Origin of the sequence: Paenibacillus sp. OSY-SE (genome assembly GCF_000283315.1) — a bacterium.
In the GTDB taxonomy this organism is placed as follows: Bacteria; Bacillota; Bacilli; order Paenibacillales; family Paenibacillaceae; genus Paenibacillus_B; species Paenibacillus_B profundus.
On the sequence record NZ_ALKF01000167.1, the window covers coordinates 1 to 16,527 of the forward strand.

Sequence of the window (16,527 nt, forward strand, 5' to 3'; positions counted from 1 at the left end):
AATGGTAACTGTCGCACTTCATATGACAATCCGTCATTTTGCGAACGAATCCACCATCCACTTTGAGAATTTTTCTTTTTCTTCAAATTGCGGATAATGAGCGGATTGGTCGTACGTTATAAATTCCTTTTTATTTGCATCAATCTGATCAAAGTATGTTTTGGCTGCTTTCGTGGAAGTCATGTAGTCGTAATGTCCCATTATAAAATACACCGGTAAATCTAGTTTTGTGATGATCGAAGGCAGGGGTTTTTTGATCGCCTGCCCTATTAGCGTTTCTTGTACATAGGATACGCCACGGTTATAACGGATGCGATCTAATAAGTTATACTCCGGTCCGAACAATAAACCATTTTCCATGTCGGCATTCATATCGATCAGTCTTGCAGCACCGCCATATTTTCGAACATACTGGCGTGGAGTTAACATTTCGCCGCTTTTCACTTTTTCAGTTAACCCTTGCAAATACTCGACGTCGGTTGTATTACCGCTCAATTTTGCTTGATCAATCGTGAAATTCAGACCATCCAATTCGCTTTCTAACGTATTGGACATCTGCCCAATGCCGATATAGGCCTCATATTTTTCAGGAGCTTGTTGCGCAGCCTGTATGCCAATATATGTTCCAAAGGAATGGCCGACTAGTATGACCTTCTTTTGGTTGAAACGAGTGGATATGTAATCCGTCAAAGCCAATAAATCTTTCACTAATAGATCGGTCGAAAGGTTGGAATAATCTTCCCCGAATTGATAAGATTTCCCACTAGCTCTTTGGTCGTAATGGACAATCGTGAAATTCTTCTCCAATAGGTCTTGGTATTTGGTTACATAGGGTATTTCCGAAACACCTGGACCCCCGTGTATAAAGATTACAATAGGATTGTTCTTATCCTGACCTCGTATCATCAATTCATGACCGGTGCCATTAATTTCGACTTGCTCGAGTACGCTTATGCTGTTTACGCCGTCTATTTTGGGAGTCCATGTGGGAAAAATCAATGCTAACCCAACAAGTGAAATAATAGTTGCTCCCAAATAAAGCAGAGCTTTTCTTACCTTTTTGATAGTCTCATCTCCCTAGTCTTGTATGAATGAATATGGAATAACATCGTCCTGCATTGAAATCTATGACGCAAAAGATCATTTGATCAGTTTGAGCCGCGCTCTCGTGTATAATCCGATCATCTTTGAGAACCATGTTCCTGTATCGGTTAGAAGAATATAGACTTTCTTACTCACTTCAGTTCACCACCTGTACTTAATAAAATAATTGTATTCGAGGAAAGATTTTGGGGGGACGTACAAACGTCGGGATTTTTACTAGACCCGGGACGGGGAAGGAGAGTCAAAATCAATCCCAGCGGTACACCCACCTACCAGTAACTTTATATTCCTCGTTTGGCGTCTATTTTGCTAACCCGTATTCTCCTTGGCAACGAGGCAAAAGCCGGCTGAGACGCGTGGACGATTCACAGTAGGGACTCCCATCAGCCAATAGCACCGAAGGTTCCCCAACGATCGCCCTTGCAATGGCCACACGCTGCTGCTGTCCTCCTGATAATTGATCAGGACGTTTATATATATGGGATTCCAAACCGACCATATAGAGCGCCTTTTTCGCTTTATTCACGTACTCTCCAGAACTGGGAAGATCAAGAAGCCCCAATATATGTAGGAAGTCTTGCCAGCGCCGGAAGATCCCATAATAGCCACACATTCGCTTCTGTGAATCATTACATTCACATTTTTGAGTACCTGCGTTTCGTTCTCCCCATGGCCGTAAGATTTGCAAACATTGTTTAATTCAATCACTGGATACACTCCTCTCAGCATATCCGTTGGCATATAGCGTTTCATTTGAAACGTTAACGGAATCAAGCAAATACCGCTTAATGCCGTCATGATTCCGAGAATGACGAGTACGGTCACCCCATCAATGCGCAGATTAATATCTATCAGACTCGATGCGAGAGTAACGACGATTAGGCCAGCTAGGGCCGCAGTAGCAATGAGCAGAAGCATTTCCCCGTACACGAGGATGATAAGCTGTTTCATCGTTGATCCGGCGGCAAAACGGATCCCAAATTCTTTTTTCCTGCGTATCAAAGCAGCAAGAAACATTCATGGTCATTCTATATTGTAGAGCAGTCGGCGCATTAAGGTGGATAGTTTATCACCGATCACATATTGCTTGGCTATTTCGGAACCGATGAGAACTGGCACAACCCTTGAGAAGCTAGGGCAGAATCGTTATGGTATGAGCATGATTAAATACTTTTGCTTATTCATTGAACTATACTTCTCGTTAGTTCAAAAAAGAGAACGCTCCCGCGCTTCGCTTAGGCTACGTCCTCCACATTACCAATTTCAAATTAAAGCACATACGCGTGTAGCATGTAGTTCTTCATATAAACCAATAAACCGGGACTAAGCACTAAGAAAACACTTTATTTTCTTTTAGCAGGAGAATCTTTAACAGTTCAGAAGCAAGCCATTACATGGGTTTACAGATGGCGACTCCCTGCGTAAGGACTCCAGATGGACCATATAATCTTTCACCGGTTGTAGTAAACGCTAACATCGTTCTGGCTGTCAAGGTTACGAAAGTATAGATGTACAATCTGGTCTCGTCCGAGTTCAGCGCCATCATATCGACGCCGAATTCGAATAAAGGTCTCAGGTTGTGATTGAAGCTGCTCGAAAGCGTCAATCTTTTGGATACCGGGTCGAAATTGAAGATTTGTACTTCCAGCGGCGAGGTCAGCACGTACACTTTGCTGCCGTCACGAGACACCAATATCGTTTGCGGCTTACCGATCAATCCCGTTCTGCTCGCTTCGCTGATATAATAAGGGCTGCTCGTATCCAGCACGACAATTTCCTGCGCTTCCCAGTTCGCGACAAAAGCAAAATTGCCGTCAGGTGAAAAGGCGAGGTTAATCGGATCGTTGCCCGCCTCCACAGCGATCCCGGTATCCGTCACACTGCCTTGCGCGTTGATACGGTAGCATCTGACGAGACCTTTAACATAACAGGCAGCGAGGATAAGGCCGCTTCCGTTCGGCGATACGGCAACGGCTTGCGCGTCTGTCGGAATAGACTTGACAGTTTGATCGGATAACGAGTAGGAAACCATTTGACCGTTCTCGTGCGAAGGTACACCGACCGCATACCGGCTATCCGGCGTAATGCCGAGACTGAGCACGGACACCGGGGTTTGAACCGAATGCTTCAGCGAAGGCGGCCTCGTCGTGAGATCAATATCCATCAGCCTGCTGCCGTTGTCATACGATGGGACTATTGCTCTGGTACAATCTTTTGTAATGACAACATTGTCTGCATTCTTCAAAAAAACCTCACCGATGATAGGTCTAAGAGTTTCGTCTAGAAATTGGAGAATACCAGAGCGGGAAGGCACCAATATGGTGTCGATAGGCAGACGATAGCTTGATTGCCCGGCAGCCACTCCTCCGTCAGACTGCACGCCTGGGACGATTCCGAGCAGAGTCCCGGTAAGATTGAAGGCGGCAAGCTGGTTTTGTCCAGAGATAATTAGCTTCGTCTCCGTCGCATCCAACGTCATTCTGTCCACGCCGAAATAACTGACAATATCCAGATTATGATTGAATCTCCCTGTTAGGCTCAATCTTTGGGCTACCGGATCGAACTCGAAGCTGGCAACCTCTCGCGTGGTCAGAACGTAAACCCGCTGTCCGTTTTTGGATACGACGATCGTCTGCGGGTGCCCAATGACCGGCGTTCGGCTCGTTTCTCCGAAATAATTCAAGTTGCCGGTATACAGCACGACGATTTCATCCGCGTAGTAGTTGGCTACAAAGCAAAATCGGCCATCGGGCGTATAGGCAAGGTTGAGCGGCGTGTCGCCTGCCATCACTTCGCTCCCGCTATCCGTGATCATGCCTGCGTTGTCGATGTAATAGAGCCGCACACGGCCTGCGTTGTATCGGGCCGTCAAGAGGCGTCCACTCAAATCGGGAGAGCTGGCCACCGCCTGCGCATCTGCAGGAATCCAGCTGCCTGACGCGTCCTCCAGACTATAGGACACCATCTGCGAAGGGGAACCCCCTACCACGCTGACGGCAAAGCGGTTATCGGCAGTGAGCGCCACAGCTTCTAAAGGGATAGGCGAGTTGAAAGTATGGACGACAGATGGAGGATTCGTTCGCAAATTCATTTCAAACAACTTCTGCGCATTAAAAGAACAGATGACCGCTTTATTAAAATCGCCCGTAACAGCTACATCCACCACATCGCCATCGATACTGATTTGCTGGGCTACTGTAAGCGTATCCATATCGACAAAGCTGACTCTTCTTATCGCTCGCTCGATGGCGATGACATAATTGCCGGGTAATGCACTCATCGGCTTGTCCTCCTTTTCAAAATGCTTAATCTAAACCTATCTTCTAGCAAAAGGGCGCAGAATAAAGATAGGTTTCAATATTATATGAGGACAGGCTTCAAGTGGCTCCGGCTTTGTTCATTAGTTACAAGAGCCTTTTTAATGAGGCGATCAGTACAAGTGGCCCTTTAAAAGGCACCCACGGCAAGGTTACCGCCCACTTTGCAATCGCTGGAATAAACCAACCAATCACGAGTCCGACAAGTGGCGAAACCCGTCCAAAAAAATAAAGATAGCAAGCGGCATACCGTTCACGATCCTTTCATTACTATGAGCGGCATGACAAAAAATCCGGCAACCGCTTGCCGGACTTTCATGACCGCTTTCCGCAAAAATATTTCGTCCCCTTATGCCAGCGGGTGTTGCATGGACTCAGACGATTCTTCAAGTATCTTAGCTGCCAGATAAGGCTCGACTTCAGGCTGCTTCTCTTCCCGCTTTACTTCGTTCTCCTGCCTCCGAATCCATTGCTGGATCAGCTCATTCATTTCCAACGCGTTTTTGGTTGGAATCTGATGCTTGGCACCCTTAATCCAGTAGAGCTGATAGTGCGGTAAATTCCTTTGCAGCTTTCCCGCGTAACGGAAGAACCCCAGATCCTTTTTCCCGTAAATGAGCATGATCGGAGCCTTGATTTTTTTCAATTGACTTGTGCAGTTATAAGTTAAGCTGCAGCGGTAATACTGACGCCAATTGTCGGTTCTCCCGAGCTTTGCCGTCCGCTTTAAATTGTTATACGTTTCCCGGCTGTCGGCATTGCCCCGCGTGATGGCCCATGCAAGCAGATTTTTGGCTTTCACATTCGTCAATGCGATTGCCAGTGCGATTCTCCATCGCAGCCAATAATCGCTCGTCTCAGACATCGTGCTGACTAATATACCGCCTTGGAACCTGTCAGGGTATGATAACAACGCGTGCAGAGCAATCGTTCCCCCTGTGGAGTAGCCACATAAATAAGCTTTGTCAATTCCGAGCTTATTCATCAACTGCAGCATGTCCCGTACAATGAGCGGGTACGTTATCGGTTCTTTCGAGACATCGCTTAATCCATGGCCGCGAATGTCGAACGTGATTACCTTGAAATGCGCCGATAGCTGAGCGACTTGATAATTGAAGTTCTCTGATGTCAACAATGGCGGATGAATAAACAATATCGGAACACCTTTACCGTAAACATGATAGTGCAGGTTCACGCCGTTAATCATTTTCTTCGGCATCCATGTCACCTCTCTCTTCTGCTCTTTGGTAAAGATGCCCTTTCTTGCGTATATTTATGCCAGTAGGGACATTTTCATCAAAACCGAATGCCATCGGTACAAGTGAACATACCTCATCGGTGTCAGTCCAATATAATGTAACCAACTAAACGAAAGGAGTTGTACCGTATGTCCTGTAGACCGCATTGCCCGCCAGCTGAACCTATCATTTGTCCGACGGCTCCGATCATCCGCGATTTTTTTCATCCGCAAATCCTTCCCGTCATTCACCCCATTGAAATTGTGAACCGTCATCATTGCGTTCCGATACCGCGGCACTTTTTCACGTTCAATACTATTGAAGAAGGGGTAGCGACCATTAGCCGAGTAAACAAAAAAAAGAAACGGCGCGCATAAATACGGCACACTCCGTTCAAAGTATAGCCACTTCTATCGCGTAGGCCTTCCATTGTGACTCGTGCCCGTGCTACACCGTTTCCTTTCATAATCACATTCCACATATGAATGACATAACGCAAAGAGCCTGCCTTTAGGCTCTTTTCTTGTTATCCCCCCCGATGCTGCCCTCCGCTCAACCCAATATAAAGTGGTGTTCAATTACATGTTCCAATTGTTCATATCCCATGTTCGTGTACAATCGTCCGGCCCCCGCAAGAGTATCATCGGCAAAAATACAGCAAAAGTCATAACCAGAGTGAAGCAGAAGTTCACTCAACGCTGCAACACAAGCGGCAGCGTGCCCCATATTTCGCAGAGGCAGCGGCGTATATACGGAATGGATGGCAATACCGTTTGGGGTCGACCTTACTTTCCCTGCCATAGATACAGGCCTTCCTTCCACTTCCCACAAATACAAATCTCCGTCCGCAATGCTCTGCTTCGTCCTCCAGCTAGCATCTTCTTCCCTAATGGGAATGCCAGTCTCGACGGACATCTCATACATCCATTGCGTCAAAAGATGCTCATCTTTCGTTTCTACCGAGCGCAGCATACCTCTTCTCTTATCGGGCAACAGCATATCGCGCTCTAGACAATATACGCTCAACAACTTGCTATTCACCGCTTTAAAGCCAGTCGCATTGGACCACACGCTTGCAAACAGATTCGTGAGCCCCGCAGGTCCGACAACTTGGGATACGCTCCTGAGTTGCTGGCGGATGTTGTGCACGAGCAGATTAAGATGTCCGGCAGTGCAATCTTTACCGTACAGATGCAATGGTCCTGAGGGAGTCATGAGTGCGGCCAATGCAGGTTTATGGTCTGACAGCAGAGCGAAGTACACATCGCTGTGCTGTTGGCGCAATTGCATTGCTAACCCGATCATGACATTGTTCACCGCTTCATCTTGCATTAACAATGGCAGGGCGGCATCAAGGAACGGAGCCGCATGCGAGAAATTCATGATTTTCATACGAATAATCTCCTTGGGTTTATTGTAGTGAACATGTTCATGTCATACACAATACGCTGCAATATCGATTTGAAGCCCTGCTATTTCGTTGTCGAGCACTCCATAAAGTTGGTTCAAGTGTATCCGACTATGGAAACTTTTTCAACAAAAAAAAGAGTGCATCTCATGATGCACTCCTGCTGACCCAATATTATGCATGAACCGCTTCAGACTTGGCCGCTTTGCTCGCGCTGCTGCTTCGGCTCCATGCAGCTAAGAGTAAGGAGCTCATAACTAATATGACTGCGCCTACCACATATGGAATGTTAATGTTTACATCGAACAATGTACCCGCAATTGCTGGACCGATAATGTTGCCTAAGCTCATATAGGCATTATTCATACCAGCAACGAAGCCCTGCTCATTTCCTGCCATCTTAGACAATAACGTGTTGATCGCCGGACGGATAATAGAAGTCGCAATGAAGAACAGACCCGATACGGCAAATATGAGGAAGTAGCCCTGGACGAACACCATAATTATCATACTCACGCCAGCTACGACAAACATGACATTCAACAATTTCTTCTCGCCGAATCGGCGCAACAGCTTGTCGATCAGAACCGCTTGAATGACTACGCCCAAGAGGGCGCCAACCGTAATCATGAGCGAAATATCTTTAGGTGTGAAGCCATATTTCTTGTCGACATACAGTCCAAATACTGATTCGAAGCCCATCAGACCGAATGTCATCGTAAATATGAGCACCAACAGCATGAAATAAGGTGCCTTGAATGATCTTGCGAACTGCTTCAAAATGTTTTCACGCTTTGTCTGTGAGAGCTTCGATTTCATACGTGCTTCTATCGACACCGTCTCCGGTAAGAATAATAGCGAAATTACAGTTGAGATAGCCGCGATCATCGCTGCGGCGTAGAATGGAATGCGAATTCCGCTCTCAGCAAGAAATCCTCCGATTCCCGGTCCGACGACCACCCCGAGACTCATGGAAGCCATTAGCCACCCAAGTCCTTTACCCCGATTATCTTCTGTCGTAATATCCGCGACATAAGCCATCATGGCTGGCGTCATGAATGCCGCACCCATTCCTCCGAGGAAACGGGATGCGTACAGCATCCACATATCGGTGGCTGCCGCGAAAATGAACTGGGAAATCGTAAACATGGCAATTCCGAAGACGATCATCTTTTTACGCCCATACTTATCCGACCATTCTCCTGCAAACGGTGAAAAAACAAACTGCGTTAGACCAAACGCCGAGACGAGATATCCCATCGCTTGTCCGGATGCCCCGAACTCTGTAATGAATTTCGGCATAATCGGTATGATGAGTCCCATTCCGACCATGACAATGAACATATTCAACATCAATATGAATAATGAACCACTAGATTTTTCTTTTCTGGACATTCATGTTCCTCCCCCAAAATCGAAACCAATCTCAATTACTGCGACGACTCACTGTCATTGCTCACTCCTCTATCAATTTCCGTACCATAGAGTTCTTTTTTTGACTAACTGGTATTTTTGTTCATTCTACAGTATGCAGATCCCATATGTCAAATGCATTCCCTTAACGTATATCCTATAAATACAAAGAGACGGCGCCCTTTTGGAGGCATCGTCTCGTTCGTACATAATAATTCAATTAAAATTCAATTAATGAATGATTTTATATAGAAATGATTGGCTTCTTTCGATGTGAGCTATCAGTTCAATCCTCTGTCGTTATGTGATCAGTCCTCTGCCAATGAAATTGGCGGACACCGGCTTCCTCCCTATTTCTTGTGCCCAGACGGAGATCTGACCGATATGATGAATCTCATGGGCAATGACATGTCGGATCACTTCTCCATAAGTATGCGTCTCATCCGGCTCCCAAGGTACACTGAAAGACTTCAGTTCCATCTCTGATGTCCACGTGGCAGCGAATGATTCTACGTCAGAGCGGTAATGTTTGGATAGAGAATGAAGTCGTTCTACCGTATCATATTGTTCCAATGATGGCATTTCGTCTGGCTTGCCATCTAATGCTCGAATCCAACTCGATTCGACATCGATAATGTGAAACAGGGTTCGATGGAAGCTTCTGACTCCACCTACACGTTCGCGAATGTATTTTTCATGTGGAAGCTGCATGCACCACTCAAACCATTCCTCACGTACCATCCAATTGTATTGAAATAATTTTATCATCGTCTAATTGCTACTCCTTCGCCAACTTAATTGCTGACAGCCGTCCAATGCTTCTCGAACACATAGAAGGGAAATTCAAGGGACGGGTATACAATCTCCCCTCGAACTTCATATCCCAACCGCTTATATAACTCCACGGCTTTTGTGTTCTTGCTGTAGCTGTCAAAGCGCAGGCTGCTGTAACCTTGTTCCTGCGCATAGTTATCTGCAAAAGCAAGCAGCTTCTTCGCAATCCCTTGCCCTTGATGGCTCGGCTTAACAGCCAATCGATGGGCAATGAGCGCTCTTCCACCCTGATCACACCACGATATTGCTTCGAACTCCTCCTCCTGATTTTCATCTAAGGTCATCATCCCAACAATCTCCTCGCCATCCCGGTAGGTGTGCAGCCATCCCGAGCGGATGTCCTCCATCAAAATATGAACGTTCGGATAATTCTCATCCCACTGATTAATTCCTTGCGAATGCATCTGCTCCGTACATTCCCGAACAAGCGTCATCACATCATCCAATTCGGCCGGGACAGCTCTGTGTATCGTCATATGTATTCAACCTGCTCCTTCATTCATAAATATGAATTCCTTATCCTCTTATAGTATTACATTACCACCTGCGCTGAATCGCTCACTGCGTCCAGCCGATTGAATTATACCATAATTTAACTGCCTCTTACAAGAACGTTTGTTCCATCCCCCATATCAAAATATGCAAGGTGGACGGCCATATTGTTGTTCTGATTCGCCTCTTGCCTCACTCTCCCCTCCCATCAGAAAAAAGGATTTCTCTCGTCTCCAAGCTACTCAATCCGACGTCTCGTCTGCAGAAGCTGCATAGGTTGTCGCTTGTTTTCCCCCACTTCAAGTTCCGATCTTAGAGAAAATAGGCACTGCCTTTCACCCGCTACTCCTGTAGCTGCAAATGAAAATCGTCCGTTCGGAAGTGACGCTGCACATCAAACGGCACAGCGCCGCTGTGAGCCTGAGTGAATGGGAATGACCAAAAGACATGGGGGGAATAATGGTACAGGCTTCCTACTCTCCCCAAACGGCTGTATTACCAAAATAAAAAGATGAGCTCCACCAGCACGGGCTCATCCTGCTTTTACCGCTATATCTTTATACTATTGGCCTATCTCTTCCACAATGAGATTAGGAAGCGGATCATGAAAGGCCGACCAGTCCGCCGACATCTCTTCATCGGTCAAGAGGCACGCATCCAACGAACGAACCATACGCTCCTTATCCATATCGACGCCAATCAACACGACCTCGGTGCAGCGATCCCCGAACCGGTTGTCCCAGTCTGCCGCAATCTCCGGATGATCCTCTAAGACGGCCTGCCTTTCCCGTTCGGGCAATGTAGCGACCCAATAACCGGCAGGACCAATCTGAATGGAGGGACCGGCTTGACTGAAGTTGGTGGCCATTTCATTGCGCGAAGCCAACCACATCAACCCTTTCGCGCGGACGATGTCGTCCGGGAAATCCTCCAGCCATGACGTAAGACGTTCGGGATGGAATGGCTTCTTGCGGCGGTACACAGTCGAAGCGATACCATACTCCTCTGTCTCCGGTGTGTGATGCCCCAACTGCAATTCTTGCATCCATCCCGCCGATTGACTGGCTGCGTCGAAGTCGAACCGCCCTGTATTCAAAATATCCTGCGGAGCGATCCGTCCATGAGATGTGCGGATGAGCTTGGCGTACGGCTGCAGCTTGCGGAGCACGCCTTCCAATTGCAGCAGATCCTCTTCCTTCACCATGTCGCATTTGTTCAAGATGAGCACATCGCAGAATTCTATCTGGTCAATTAACAAATCAACGACGCTCCGCGTATCGTCTTCACCAGCCGCCTCATTCCGATCGAGCAAGCTGTCGCCCGACGAGAAATCGTGCCAGAAACGATACGCATCCACCACCGTCACCATGCAATCCAGACGGCATAACTGCGATAAATCGATACCTTGCTCTTCGTCCACATACGAGAAGGTCTGCGCCACAGGTACCGGTTCCCCTATCCCCGTCGACTCGATGAGAATGTAATCGAACCGGCCCTCTTTGACGAGCTTCTCCACCTCTTTCAACAAATCCTCGCGCAGCGTGCAGCAGATGCATCCGTTCGACATTTCCACCAGCTTCTCTTCGGTGCGGGATAAGCCGCCACCGTCTTTGATGAGATTCGCGTCGATATTTACTTCCCCTAAATCGTTAACGATAACGGCTACACGAAGTCCGTCCCGATTGTTTAACACATGATTTAAAATCGTCGTCTTCCCGGAACCCAAATATCCGCTCAGTACGGTTACCGGTATACGCTGATCGTGCATGGATTATCCTCCTTCATGCGGCGGCTATAATTAGCGCCTTTTTATTATTCGTAATAATTACGATTTAAATATAACTATACTATTCCCCTTTTGTCAAGCATCCATCATCTTCCTCGTGAAAGAGAAAAACAACGAATCAATGCTACTTCAATTCCTAGAAAGCTTCAATCTCACAACCGCATCGTTGTTGCTATCCGCCTCTTGCCTCACTCTCCCTTTACATCAGAAGAAGGATTTTACGAGGAAAAATACTTCTTCCGTCACCCAACCCCCTTCGCTGCAAATGGAAATCACCGCTTGGAAGTGACTCGTGCTCGTCTAGCGTCACGGTGCTCACAACGAGACTGAGTGAATGGGAGAATGGTCAAAAGACACCGGATGCAAAGGCCATTCGCTCCCCTTCTCACAAAATACGACTGTGCATACACAGCAAAAAGATGAGCTCCGCCAGCGCGTACCCATCCTGCTTCTTCCCTTATGCTCTGTATTTATTATTGCTTAAAGCCGTCTTTTCACTTTTGACAGTTTTCTTTCCATCTGAATCAACTTGACATTAAGCGTTTGCAGAGTTACCCCTTGTTACTGGAAATTGCTTTTTTCATACCTGATAACTCATCAGTCAATGTATTAATGATAAAATTGTAGAAATTTCCCCCTCAAAATGTAACCGATAACTATTTGTTAAACCGCTTCAACTTTTGTACAATATACCAGAACCGGTATCATAAGACAGCGTGCTGCCTAAATTCAAAGCAAAAGGAGTGGTTTACTTATGTTTGTGCACTGGCTGCGATCCCATTTCAGCGCCGCCGTGCTGCTGTGTGTTCTCCGTCTATACGTTGGGTATAAATGGGTGACGGCAGGATGGGGGAAACTTACGAATGGATTCGATGCAAGCGGCTTTCTTGAAGCGGCGATCGCCAAATCGGTTGGCGATCGTCCAATCGTTCCCGGTTGGTGGGCGTGGTTCCTCAAGAACGTCGCTCTGCCAACCTCCGGCTTCTTCAGCTACTTGGTGGCCTTTGGCGAGCTTCTAGTCGGTCTTGGCCTCATTCTCGGGCTGATGACTTGGCTGGCCTCTATTATGGGCATGATGATGAATTTTTCCTTTCTGTTCTCAGGTTCGATCAGTTGGAATCCCTTGTTTATCCTAATCTGCAGCTTCATTGCAGTAGCCGGATGGAACGCGGGCAGAATCGGCTTAGACGGTTACTTTTTCCTCGGCAGGGCCAGGCGAATCCCCCCGCAGGCACATGCGCAGCCACAGGCGCAAGCTCAAGCTTAATACCGCAAGCCCTTGCCTGAATGGCAAGGGCTTGGTTCACGCAACATTCGGATTTGACTGACCGCATTAGCATCATCACAATTAATGGAACATGACTGATTTCGTTGTGAGCGGTTCTAGCAGATCGGGTTCTTCCTGATGAATTTTGACGCTTAGCGCAAGCCCGATCGAGATCATATTGGTCAGAAGCGAGCTCCCGCCGTAGCTTATAAATGGCAGGGACAGCCCTGTGAGCGGCATCAACCCGATATGCATGGCGATATTTTCGAAGATTTGCAGCGTGAACATCGCAATAATGCCGACAACGAGATAGGCGCCCTCCAGATTATTGCTGTCTTTCACAATCAAAACCATACGGTAGATAAGCAGAAAATATAACAGAATGAGCATGGCGGATCCAAGAAAACCGAACTCCTCACCAATGACGACGAATATCGAATCCGAATAACTGTAAGGAATGTACCCGCTATGAATAAAAAAGCCTTGAGTGAACCCGTCTCCCGACAGCCTGCCCGAGCCGATCGCACGGATCGAATTCATCACATGCCACGCCTGATCCGAGTCGCTGGTCGGATCAAGAAATGTTTCAATGCGCGCCATCTGATGAGGCTTAATGAATTGGGCCAGCAAATCGCTGTTCGTGTAATACAGAACCACAATGGAAACGATAACAGCGGCTGTCGCAGACAAACCGATTATCATATGTGACATGCGCACATTTGCCATCCATATCATAGCGACAAAAATCGCCGCGAACACGATCGACGTTCCTAAATCAGGCTGCTTCAAAACAAAAAAGACCGGAATCGCGATAATGAGGCCGAGCGGGACGATATCCCGAACCAGCCGCAGCTCCTCCCCTTCACGCCGCCCCAAAAACCGGGCCAGCATCAATATGGTGAACAGCTTCATTAATTCGGAAGGCTGAAATTGCTGTCCTCCGATGGCAATCCAGCGTACAGAACCATTGATGTCAACCCCTTTGAACATGACAAGCGCCAACAATGCAATGCCAGTGACATAGAGGATGACGGATAAATAACGCACGACAACCCGATAATCGAACCAAGCCGTAACGAGGAGCGGAATAAAAAATGCGGCATAGAGCATCATGTTGTTCTTGTGCAAGCCTTCATAACTCGTATTTGTCGTTGCGCTGTAAATAACGATAGTGCTAACCGCCATAAAGCACAGCAAAATCCACAGCATCAACGGATCCACACGTTTTAATTTTCGCAGCATACCATAACCTCTTTTATTTCATAATTGCTTGGCAGCGGCTCTCGGATGTATGCGAATGATATCAAAAGCGTTCCGTGGCAAAACCAGTGAGATTCATAACCAAAGTACATATGCCCGTTGGCAACCATCAATGGAAATGATCAGGGAATGCTTCTGCATCGCAGACCTAAGCCGTAATTGGTCAAACATCCTACTTCCGCTTCCGTCCATTCGAACAGTCACCTCCCGCGCACATAATAAAACCCTCCAAGCATAGCTGCTAGAGGGTGCATAATGAAACAAATGTGTTTACTTACGCCTCCCCTTAACCGGGCTTTGGCACTATACAACGTAAAGAAATACAATCATTTCTTAGCCACCTTAAGAAAAGCCTTAGCTCGACAGTTCCTGTTCTACCCGTAGGCATCTTTCGATATTTCCGGGCAGTGGCCTTTGTTTGTATAGGAGCCTCACCTAATGAGGATATATAATCAGACTACCGAGAATACTATCCCTAAACTCCACCTTTGTCAACCATTTCCTCGATATCCAATATTGGCATCATGCTTATTTCCAATTCAATTATATCAAGCCGTTTAATAGTCCTTTGTCCTCTTCCTTATCGACGTGTCCGACGAGCCGGTCAAGGCGCGCAATCTGAAAACCATATTCGTACATGGACGCCGCCACAATCGAGAGGCGCAGCATCCCTTCCTGTTCTTGTACGCAATGCTGCATTGCCTTCTGCATAAACAATTCGTTCTCTGCTTCCATCAGTTCAATTTCCGTGCTGTCTGGCTTTACCTTGTCCTCGAATTTGAGCAGCACGTGTTCATGACATTTGATAAGCATCTCCAGATGATGATCGAAGAACTTATTCGTCTCCGGCGTCCGGGTTGTTTGAAAATAATGCTCTTCAATCGCATTCAGCACCGCCATCCCCTTCCACAGCGTATTCAAGAGATGCTTGTACACAACCAATTGGCGCGTAGCCCGGTACTTGGCGCGCTTTAACTTCTTCGTCTCTTCCTCGAACAGCTTGTACTTATCCGCAAGCGACTTCATAATGTCTTCCAGAGCTTGCTTCTCTGTTCGGAACGCGGCTTCCTTGATCTCATCCGAAATAATCGTGCGCAGAAGCAGCGACATCTTGTTGAAGACGGTCTGGATCTGCCCGATGAATTGAACCTTCGGATTCGGCGGGAAGAACAAAATGTTAATGAGAAACGCCGAACCGATGCCAATCAGGATTTGCACGAATCGAATCAATGCATAATCCCATTGTCCCGAGGCTTCCATTACCGTAATGACCGTCACGAGCGTCAGACCGACGGTCTCTTCCATTTTCATTTTCAAACATATCATAATGACCAGAATACAGACGATACCTACCGCAATCGGTGCATTGGAAAAGGCCATCCCCGCCAATAATGCTACTACTGCTCCAACCGTATTAGTCTGGAACTGGTCCAGAAAATAACGCCAAGAACGGTAGATGGACGGCTGCATCGCGAAGATCGCAGCTACCGCGGCAATGACCGGTGTCTTGAATTGCAGGAACATACTGATATATAGCGACAGGGTAACCGCGATCCCCGTCTTCAATACTCTAGCGCCAAATGCCACAGTCACCCCTCCTTTAACTAATATATGACGCAATATATTCACTTACTCCTTCTCTATTGGTATCGAGATGAAGTACCTTCCTATTGTATACGGCAAGTCTGCCTGTATCAAGCATCAGGAGGTAAGAGCGCGCGAGGGCGGCCGATTTTAATATGGACGCTGCGGACGCGCAAATAAGTCCTTGCACTTTAGTGGTGCAAGGACTCTTTTTTTTCAACCGTGCAGCAGACGCTGTCTGATGACTATAACAAAGAAATGACCAGCAAATTATACAACACCAATGGCAAAATGACGTCGTTATTAAAATAATACGAACCGTACAGTGAGCGTTGCGGCATGGGATGCTGGGTATGCAAATAAAGATAATCTCTATCGACATTTGAGATGACCCCATCATATACTTGACCGTCAACCGTCTGAACTCGCACATGCCGATCCTTATACATGTTGCAGACATGGTGAACTTTTTCCCTGGCCGAATGCATGGCTTGAACCATCGCGGGGTCTGCCTGATAAACCAACTGCTGGTGAGCAGGATTATTGTGCAAGGGAAGAACCTCCGTTCTTACTGTAATGAGATATACTTCACCATATGCGCAATTTTTAGGTATCAGCACAGAAACTTGCCATTACTTGTCCGTTTCTGCCGTTTCCAAGTAGAAATAGAATGCAACGCTCTGAGCACCCCGAATTAGGGCGCTTCTTTTTGTTTGCAAGATCAAAAAAACCACAGGCACACGACCTTACTCGGTCATAGCATGTGGTTTCGTTTCTCTTCATTGCGGGTTTCTCGGCAGGCTCAACACCTGACGCATGTCGAG

At 47.0% G+C, this 16,527-nt stretch carries 15 protein-coding genes, 1 pseudogene and 1 riboswitch; of the genes and pseudogenes, 2 read left to right on the forward strand and 14 right to left on the reverse strand.

Going from position 1 to position 16,527, the window contains the following annotated elements; translation table 11 throughout:
- Nucleotides 1-33: 33 nt before the first annotated feature.
- The 6 genes and pseudogenes from A372_RS0109155 to A372_RS0109175 all read right to left on the reverse strand — a co-directional run bounded on the left by A372_RS0109155 (nucleotide 34) and on the right by A372_RS0109175 (nucleotide 5,640).
- Nucleotides 34-1,065, reverse strand: a complete 1,032-nt coding sequence (locus tag A372_RS0109155; protein ID WP_026010968.1) for an alpha/beta fold hydrolase — start codon at nucleotides 1,063-1,065, stop codon at nucleotides 34-36.
- A 340-nt stretch (nucleotides 1,066-1,405) separates the two neighbouring features.
- The gene (locus tag A372_RS39270) at nucleotides 1,406-1,717 is read right to left on the reverse strand and encodes an ATP-binding cassette domain-containing protein (RefSeq protein WP_083858818.1); all 312 of its coding nucleotides are present in this window, start codon (nucleotides 1,715-1,717) and stop codon (nucleotides 1,406-1,408) included.
- On the reverse strand, nucleotides 1,627-2,121 hold the full coding sequence (locus tag A372_RS0109160; RefSeq protein WP_026010969.1) for an FtsX-like permease family protein: 495 nt from the start codon (nucleotides 2,119-2,121) through the stop codon (nucleotides 1,627-1,629). The genes A372_RS39270 and A372_RS0109160 overlap by 91 nt, the downstream gene beginning before the upstream one ends.
- 373 nt (nucleotides 2,122-2,494) lie before the next feature.
- Nucleotides 2,495-4,384, reverse strand: a complete 1,890-nt coding sequence (locus A372_RS0109165; protein ID WP_019420541.1) for a hypothetical protein — start codon at nucleotides 4,382-4,384, stop codon at nucleotides 2,495-2,497.
- A 142-nt stretch (nucleotides 4,385-4,526) separates the two neighbouring features.
- Nucleotides 4,527-4,640, reverse strand: a pseudogene (locus A372_RS39275) (YqeB family protein); the annotation flags it as partial.
- A 130-nt stretch (nucleotides 4,641-4,770) separates the two neighbouring features.
- Nucleotides 4,771-5,640 (reverse strand): alpha/beta fold hydrolase, encoded by an 870-nt coding sequence (locus A372_RS0109175; protein WP_019420542.1) that lies wholly within the window; start codon nucleotides 5,638-5,640, stop codon nucleotides 4,771-4,773.
- A 168-nt stretch (nucleotides 5,641-5,808) separates the two neighbouring features.
- Here A372_RS0109175 and A372_RS36305 point away from each other — a divergent pair, with 168 nt between their 5' ends.
- On the forward strand, nucleotides 5,809-6,036 hold the full coding sequence (locus tag A372_RS36305; protein ID WP_083858820.1) for a hypothetical protein: 228 nt from the start codon (nucleotides 5,809-5,811) through the stop codon (nucleotides 6,034-6,036).
- Between the two features lie 175 nt (nucleotides 6,037-6,211).
- On the opposite strand, the gene A372_RS35400 is transcribed toward A372_RS36305, so the two are convergent.
- From A372_RS35400 to A372_RS0109200, 5 genes are all read right to left on the reverse strand, one after another.
- A complete protein-coding gene (locus A372_RS35400) occupies nucleotides 6,212-7,051 on the reverse strand; it encodes a GNAT family N-acetyltransferase (protein WP_019420543.1) in 840 nt (279 codons plus the stop codon).
- 190 nt (nucleotides 7,052-7,241) lie between these two features.
- The gene (locus tag A372_RS0109185; protein WP_019420544.1) at nucleotides 7,242-8,462 is read right to left on the reverse strand and encodes an MFS transporter; all 1,221 of its coding nucleotides are present in this window, start codon (nucleotides 8,460-8,462) and stop codon (nucleotides 7,242-7,244) included.
- A 318-nt stretch (nucleotides 8,463-8,780) separates the two neighbouring features.
- Complete coding sequence (locus A372_RS0109190) at nucleotides 8,781-9,248, reverse strand: DinB family protein (protein WP_019420545.1); 468 nt, start codon at nucleotides 9,246-9,248, stop codon at nucleotides 8,781-8,783.
- Between the two features lie 26 nt (nucleotides 9,249-9,274).
- Entirely contained in the window at nucleotides 9,275-9,790 is a 516-nt protein-coding gene (locus tag A372_RS0109195; RefSeq protein WP_019420546.1) for a GNAT family N-acetyltransferase, read from the reverse strand.
- 578 nt (nucleotides 9,791-10,368) lie between these two features.
- The gene (locus tag A372_RS0109200) at nucleotides 10,369-11,574 is read right to left on the reverse strand and encodes a GTP-binding protein (RefSeq protein WP_019420547.1); all 1,206 of its coding nucleotides are present in this window, start codon (nucleotides 11,572-11,574) and stop codon (nucleotides 10,369-10,371) included.
- Nucleotides 11,575-12,346: 772 nt separating this feature from the next.
- On the opposite strand from A372_RS0109200, the gene A372_RS0109205 reads away from it, so the two are divergent.
- Nucleotides 12,347-12,859: a DoxX family membrane protein gene (locus tag A372_RS0109205; RefSeq protein ID WP_019420548.1), complete on the forward strand. Its 513-nt coding sequence runs from the start codon at nucleotides 12,347-12,349 to the stop codon at nucleotides 12,857-12,859.
- A gap of 81 nt (nucleotides 12,860-12,940) precedes the next feature.
- Here the strand turns inward: A372_RS0109205 and A372_RS0109210 are convergent, their stop codons facing one another.
- From A372_RS0109210 to A372_RS0109220, 3 genes are all read right to left on the reverse strand, one after another.
- Complete coding sequence (locus tag A372_RS0109210) at nucleotides 12,941-14,101, reverse strand: FtsW/RodA/SpoVE family cell cycle protein (protein ID WP_019420549.1); 1,161 nt, start codon at nucleotides 14,099-14,101, stop codon at nucleotides 12,941-12,943.
- Between the two features lie 294 nt (nucleotides 14,102-14,395).
- A riboswitch (M-box (ykoK) riboswitch) is annotated at nucleotides 14,396-14,569 on the reverse strand.
- A gap of 93 nt (nucleotides 14,570-14,662) precedes the next feature.
- Entirely contained in the window at nucleotides 14,663-15,706 is a 1,044-nt protein-coding gene (locus A372_RS0109215) for an FUSC family protein (protein ID WP_019420550.1), read from the reverse strand.
- A 242-nt stretch (nucleotides 15,707-15,948) separates the two neighbouring features.
- Nucleotides 15,949-16,254, reverse strand: a complete 306-nt coding sequence (locus A372_RS0109220; RefSeq protein WP_019420551.1) for a hypothetical protein — start codon at nucleotides 16,252-16,254, stop codon at nucleotides 15,949-15,951.
- Nucleotides 16,255-16,527: the final 273 nt, after the last annotated feature.

Bases quoted from the DNA above. Each gene is read 5' to 3' on its own strand.
- A372_RS39270 (WP_083858818.1), bottom strand. From the start codon at position 1,717: ATGTGTGGCTATTATGGGATCTTCCGGCGCTGGCAAGACTTCCTACAT.
- A372_RS0109160 (WP_026010969.1), bottom strand. From the start codon at position 2,121: ATGTTTCTTGCTGCTTTGATACGCAGGAAAAAAGAATTTGGGATCCGT.
- A372_RS0109165 (WP_019420541.1), bottom strand. From the start codon at position 4,384: ATGAGTGCATTACCCGGCAATTATGTCATCGCCATCGAGCGAGCGATA.
- A372_RS0109175 (WP_019420542.1), bottom strand. From the start codon at position 5,640: ATGCCGAAGAAAATGATTAACGGCGTGAACCTGCACTATCATGTTTAC.
- A372_RS36305 (WP_083858820.1), top strand. From the start codon at position 5,809: ATGTCCTGTAGACCGCATTGCCCGCCAGCTGAACCTATCATTTGTCCG.
- A372_RS35400 (WP_019420543.1), bottom strand. From the start codon at position 7,051: ATGAAAATCATGAATTTCTCGCATGCGGCTCCGTTCCTTGATGCCGCC.
- A372_RS0109185 (WP_019420544.1), bottom strand. From the start codon at position 8,462: ATGTCCAGAAAAGAAAAATCTAGTGGTTCATTATTCATATTGATGTTG.
- A372_RS0109190 (WP_019420545.1), bottom strand. From the start codon at position 9,248: ATGATAAAATTATTTCAATACAATTGGATGGTACGTGAGGAATGGTTT.
- A372_RS0109195 (WP_019420546.1), bottom strand. From the start codon at position 9,790: ATGACGATACACAGAGCTGTCCCGGCCGAATTGGATGATGTGATGACG.
- A372_RS0109200 (WP_019420547.1), bottom strand. From the start codon at position 11,574: ATGCACGATCAGCGTATACCGGTAACCGTACTGAGCGGATATTTGGGT.
- A372_RS0109205 (WP_019420548.1), top strand. From the start codon at position 12,347: ATGTTTGTGCACTGGCTGCGATCCCATTTCAGCGCCGCCGTGCTGCTG.
- A372_RS0109210 (WP_019420549.1), bottom strand. From the start codon at position 14,101: ATGCTGCGAAAATTAAAACGTGTGGATCCGTTGATGCTGTGGATTTTG.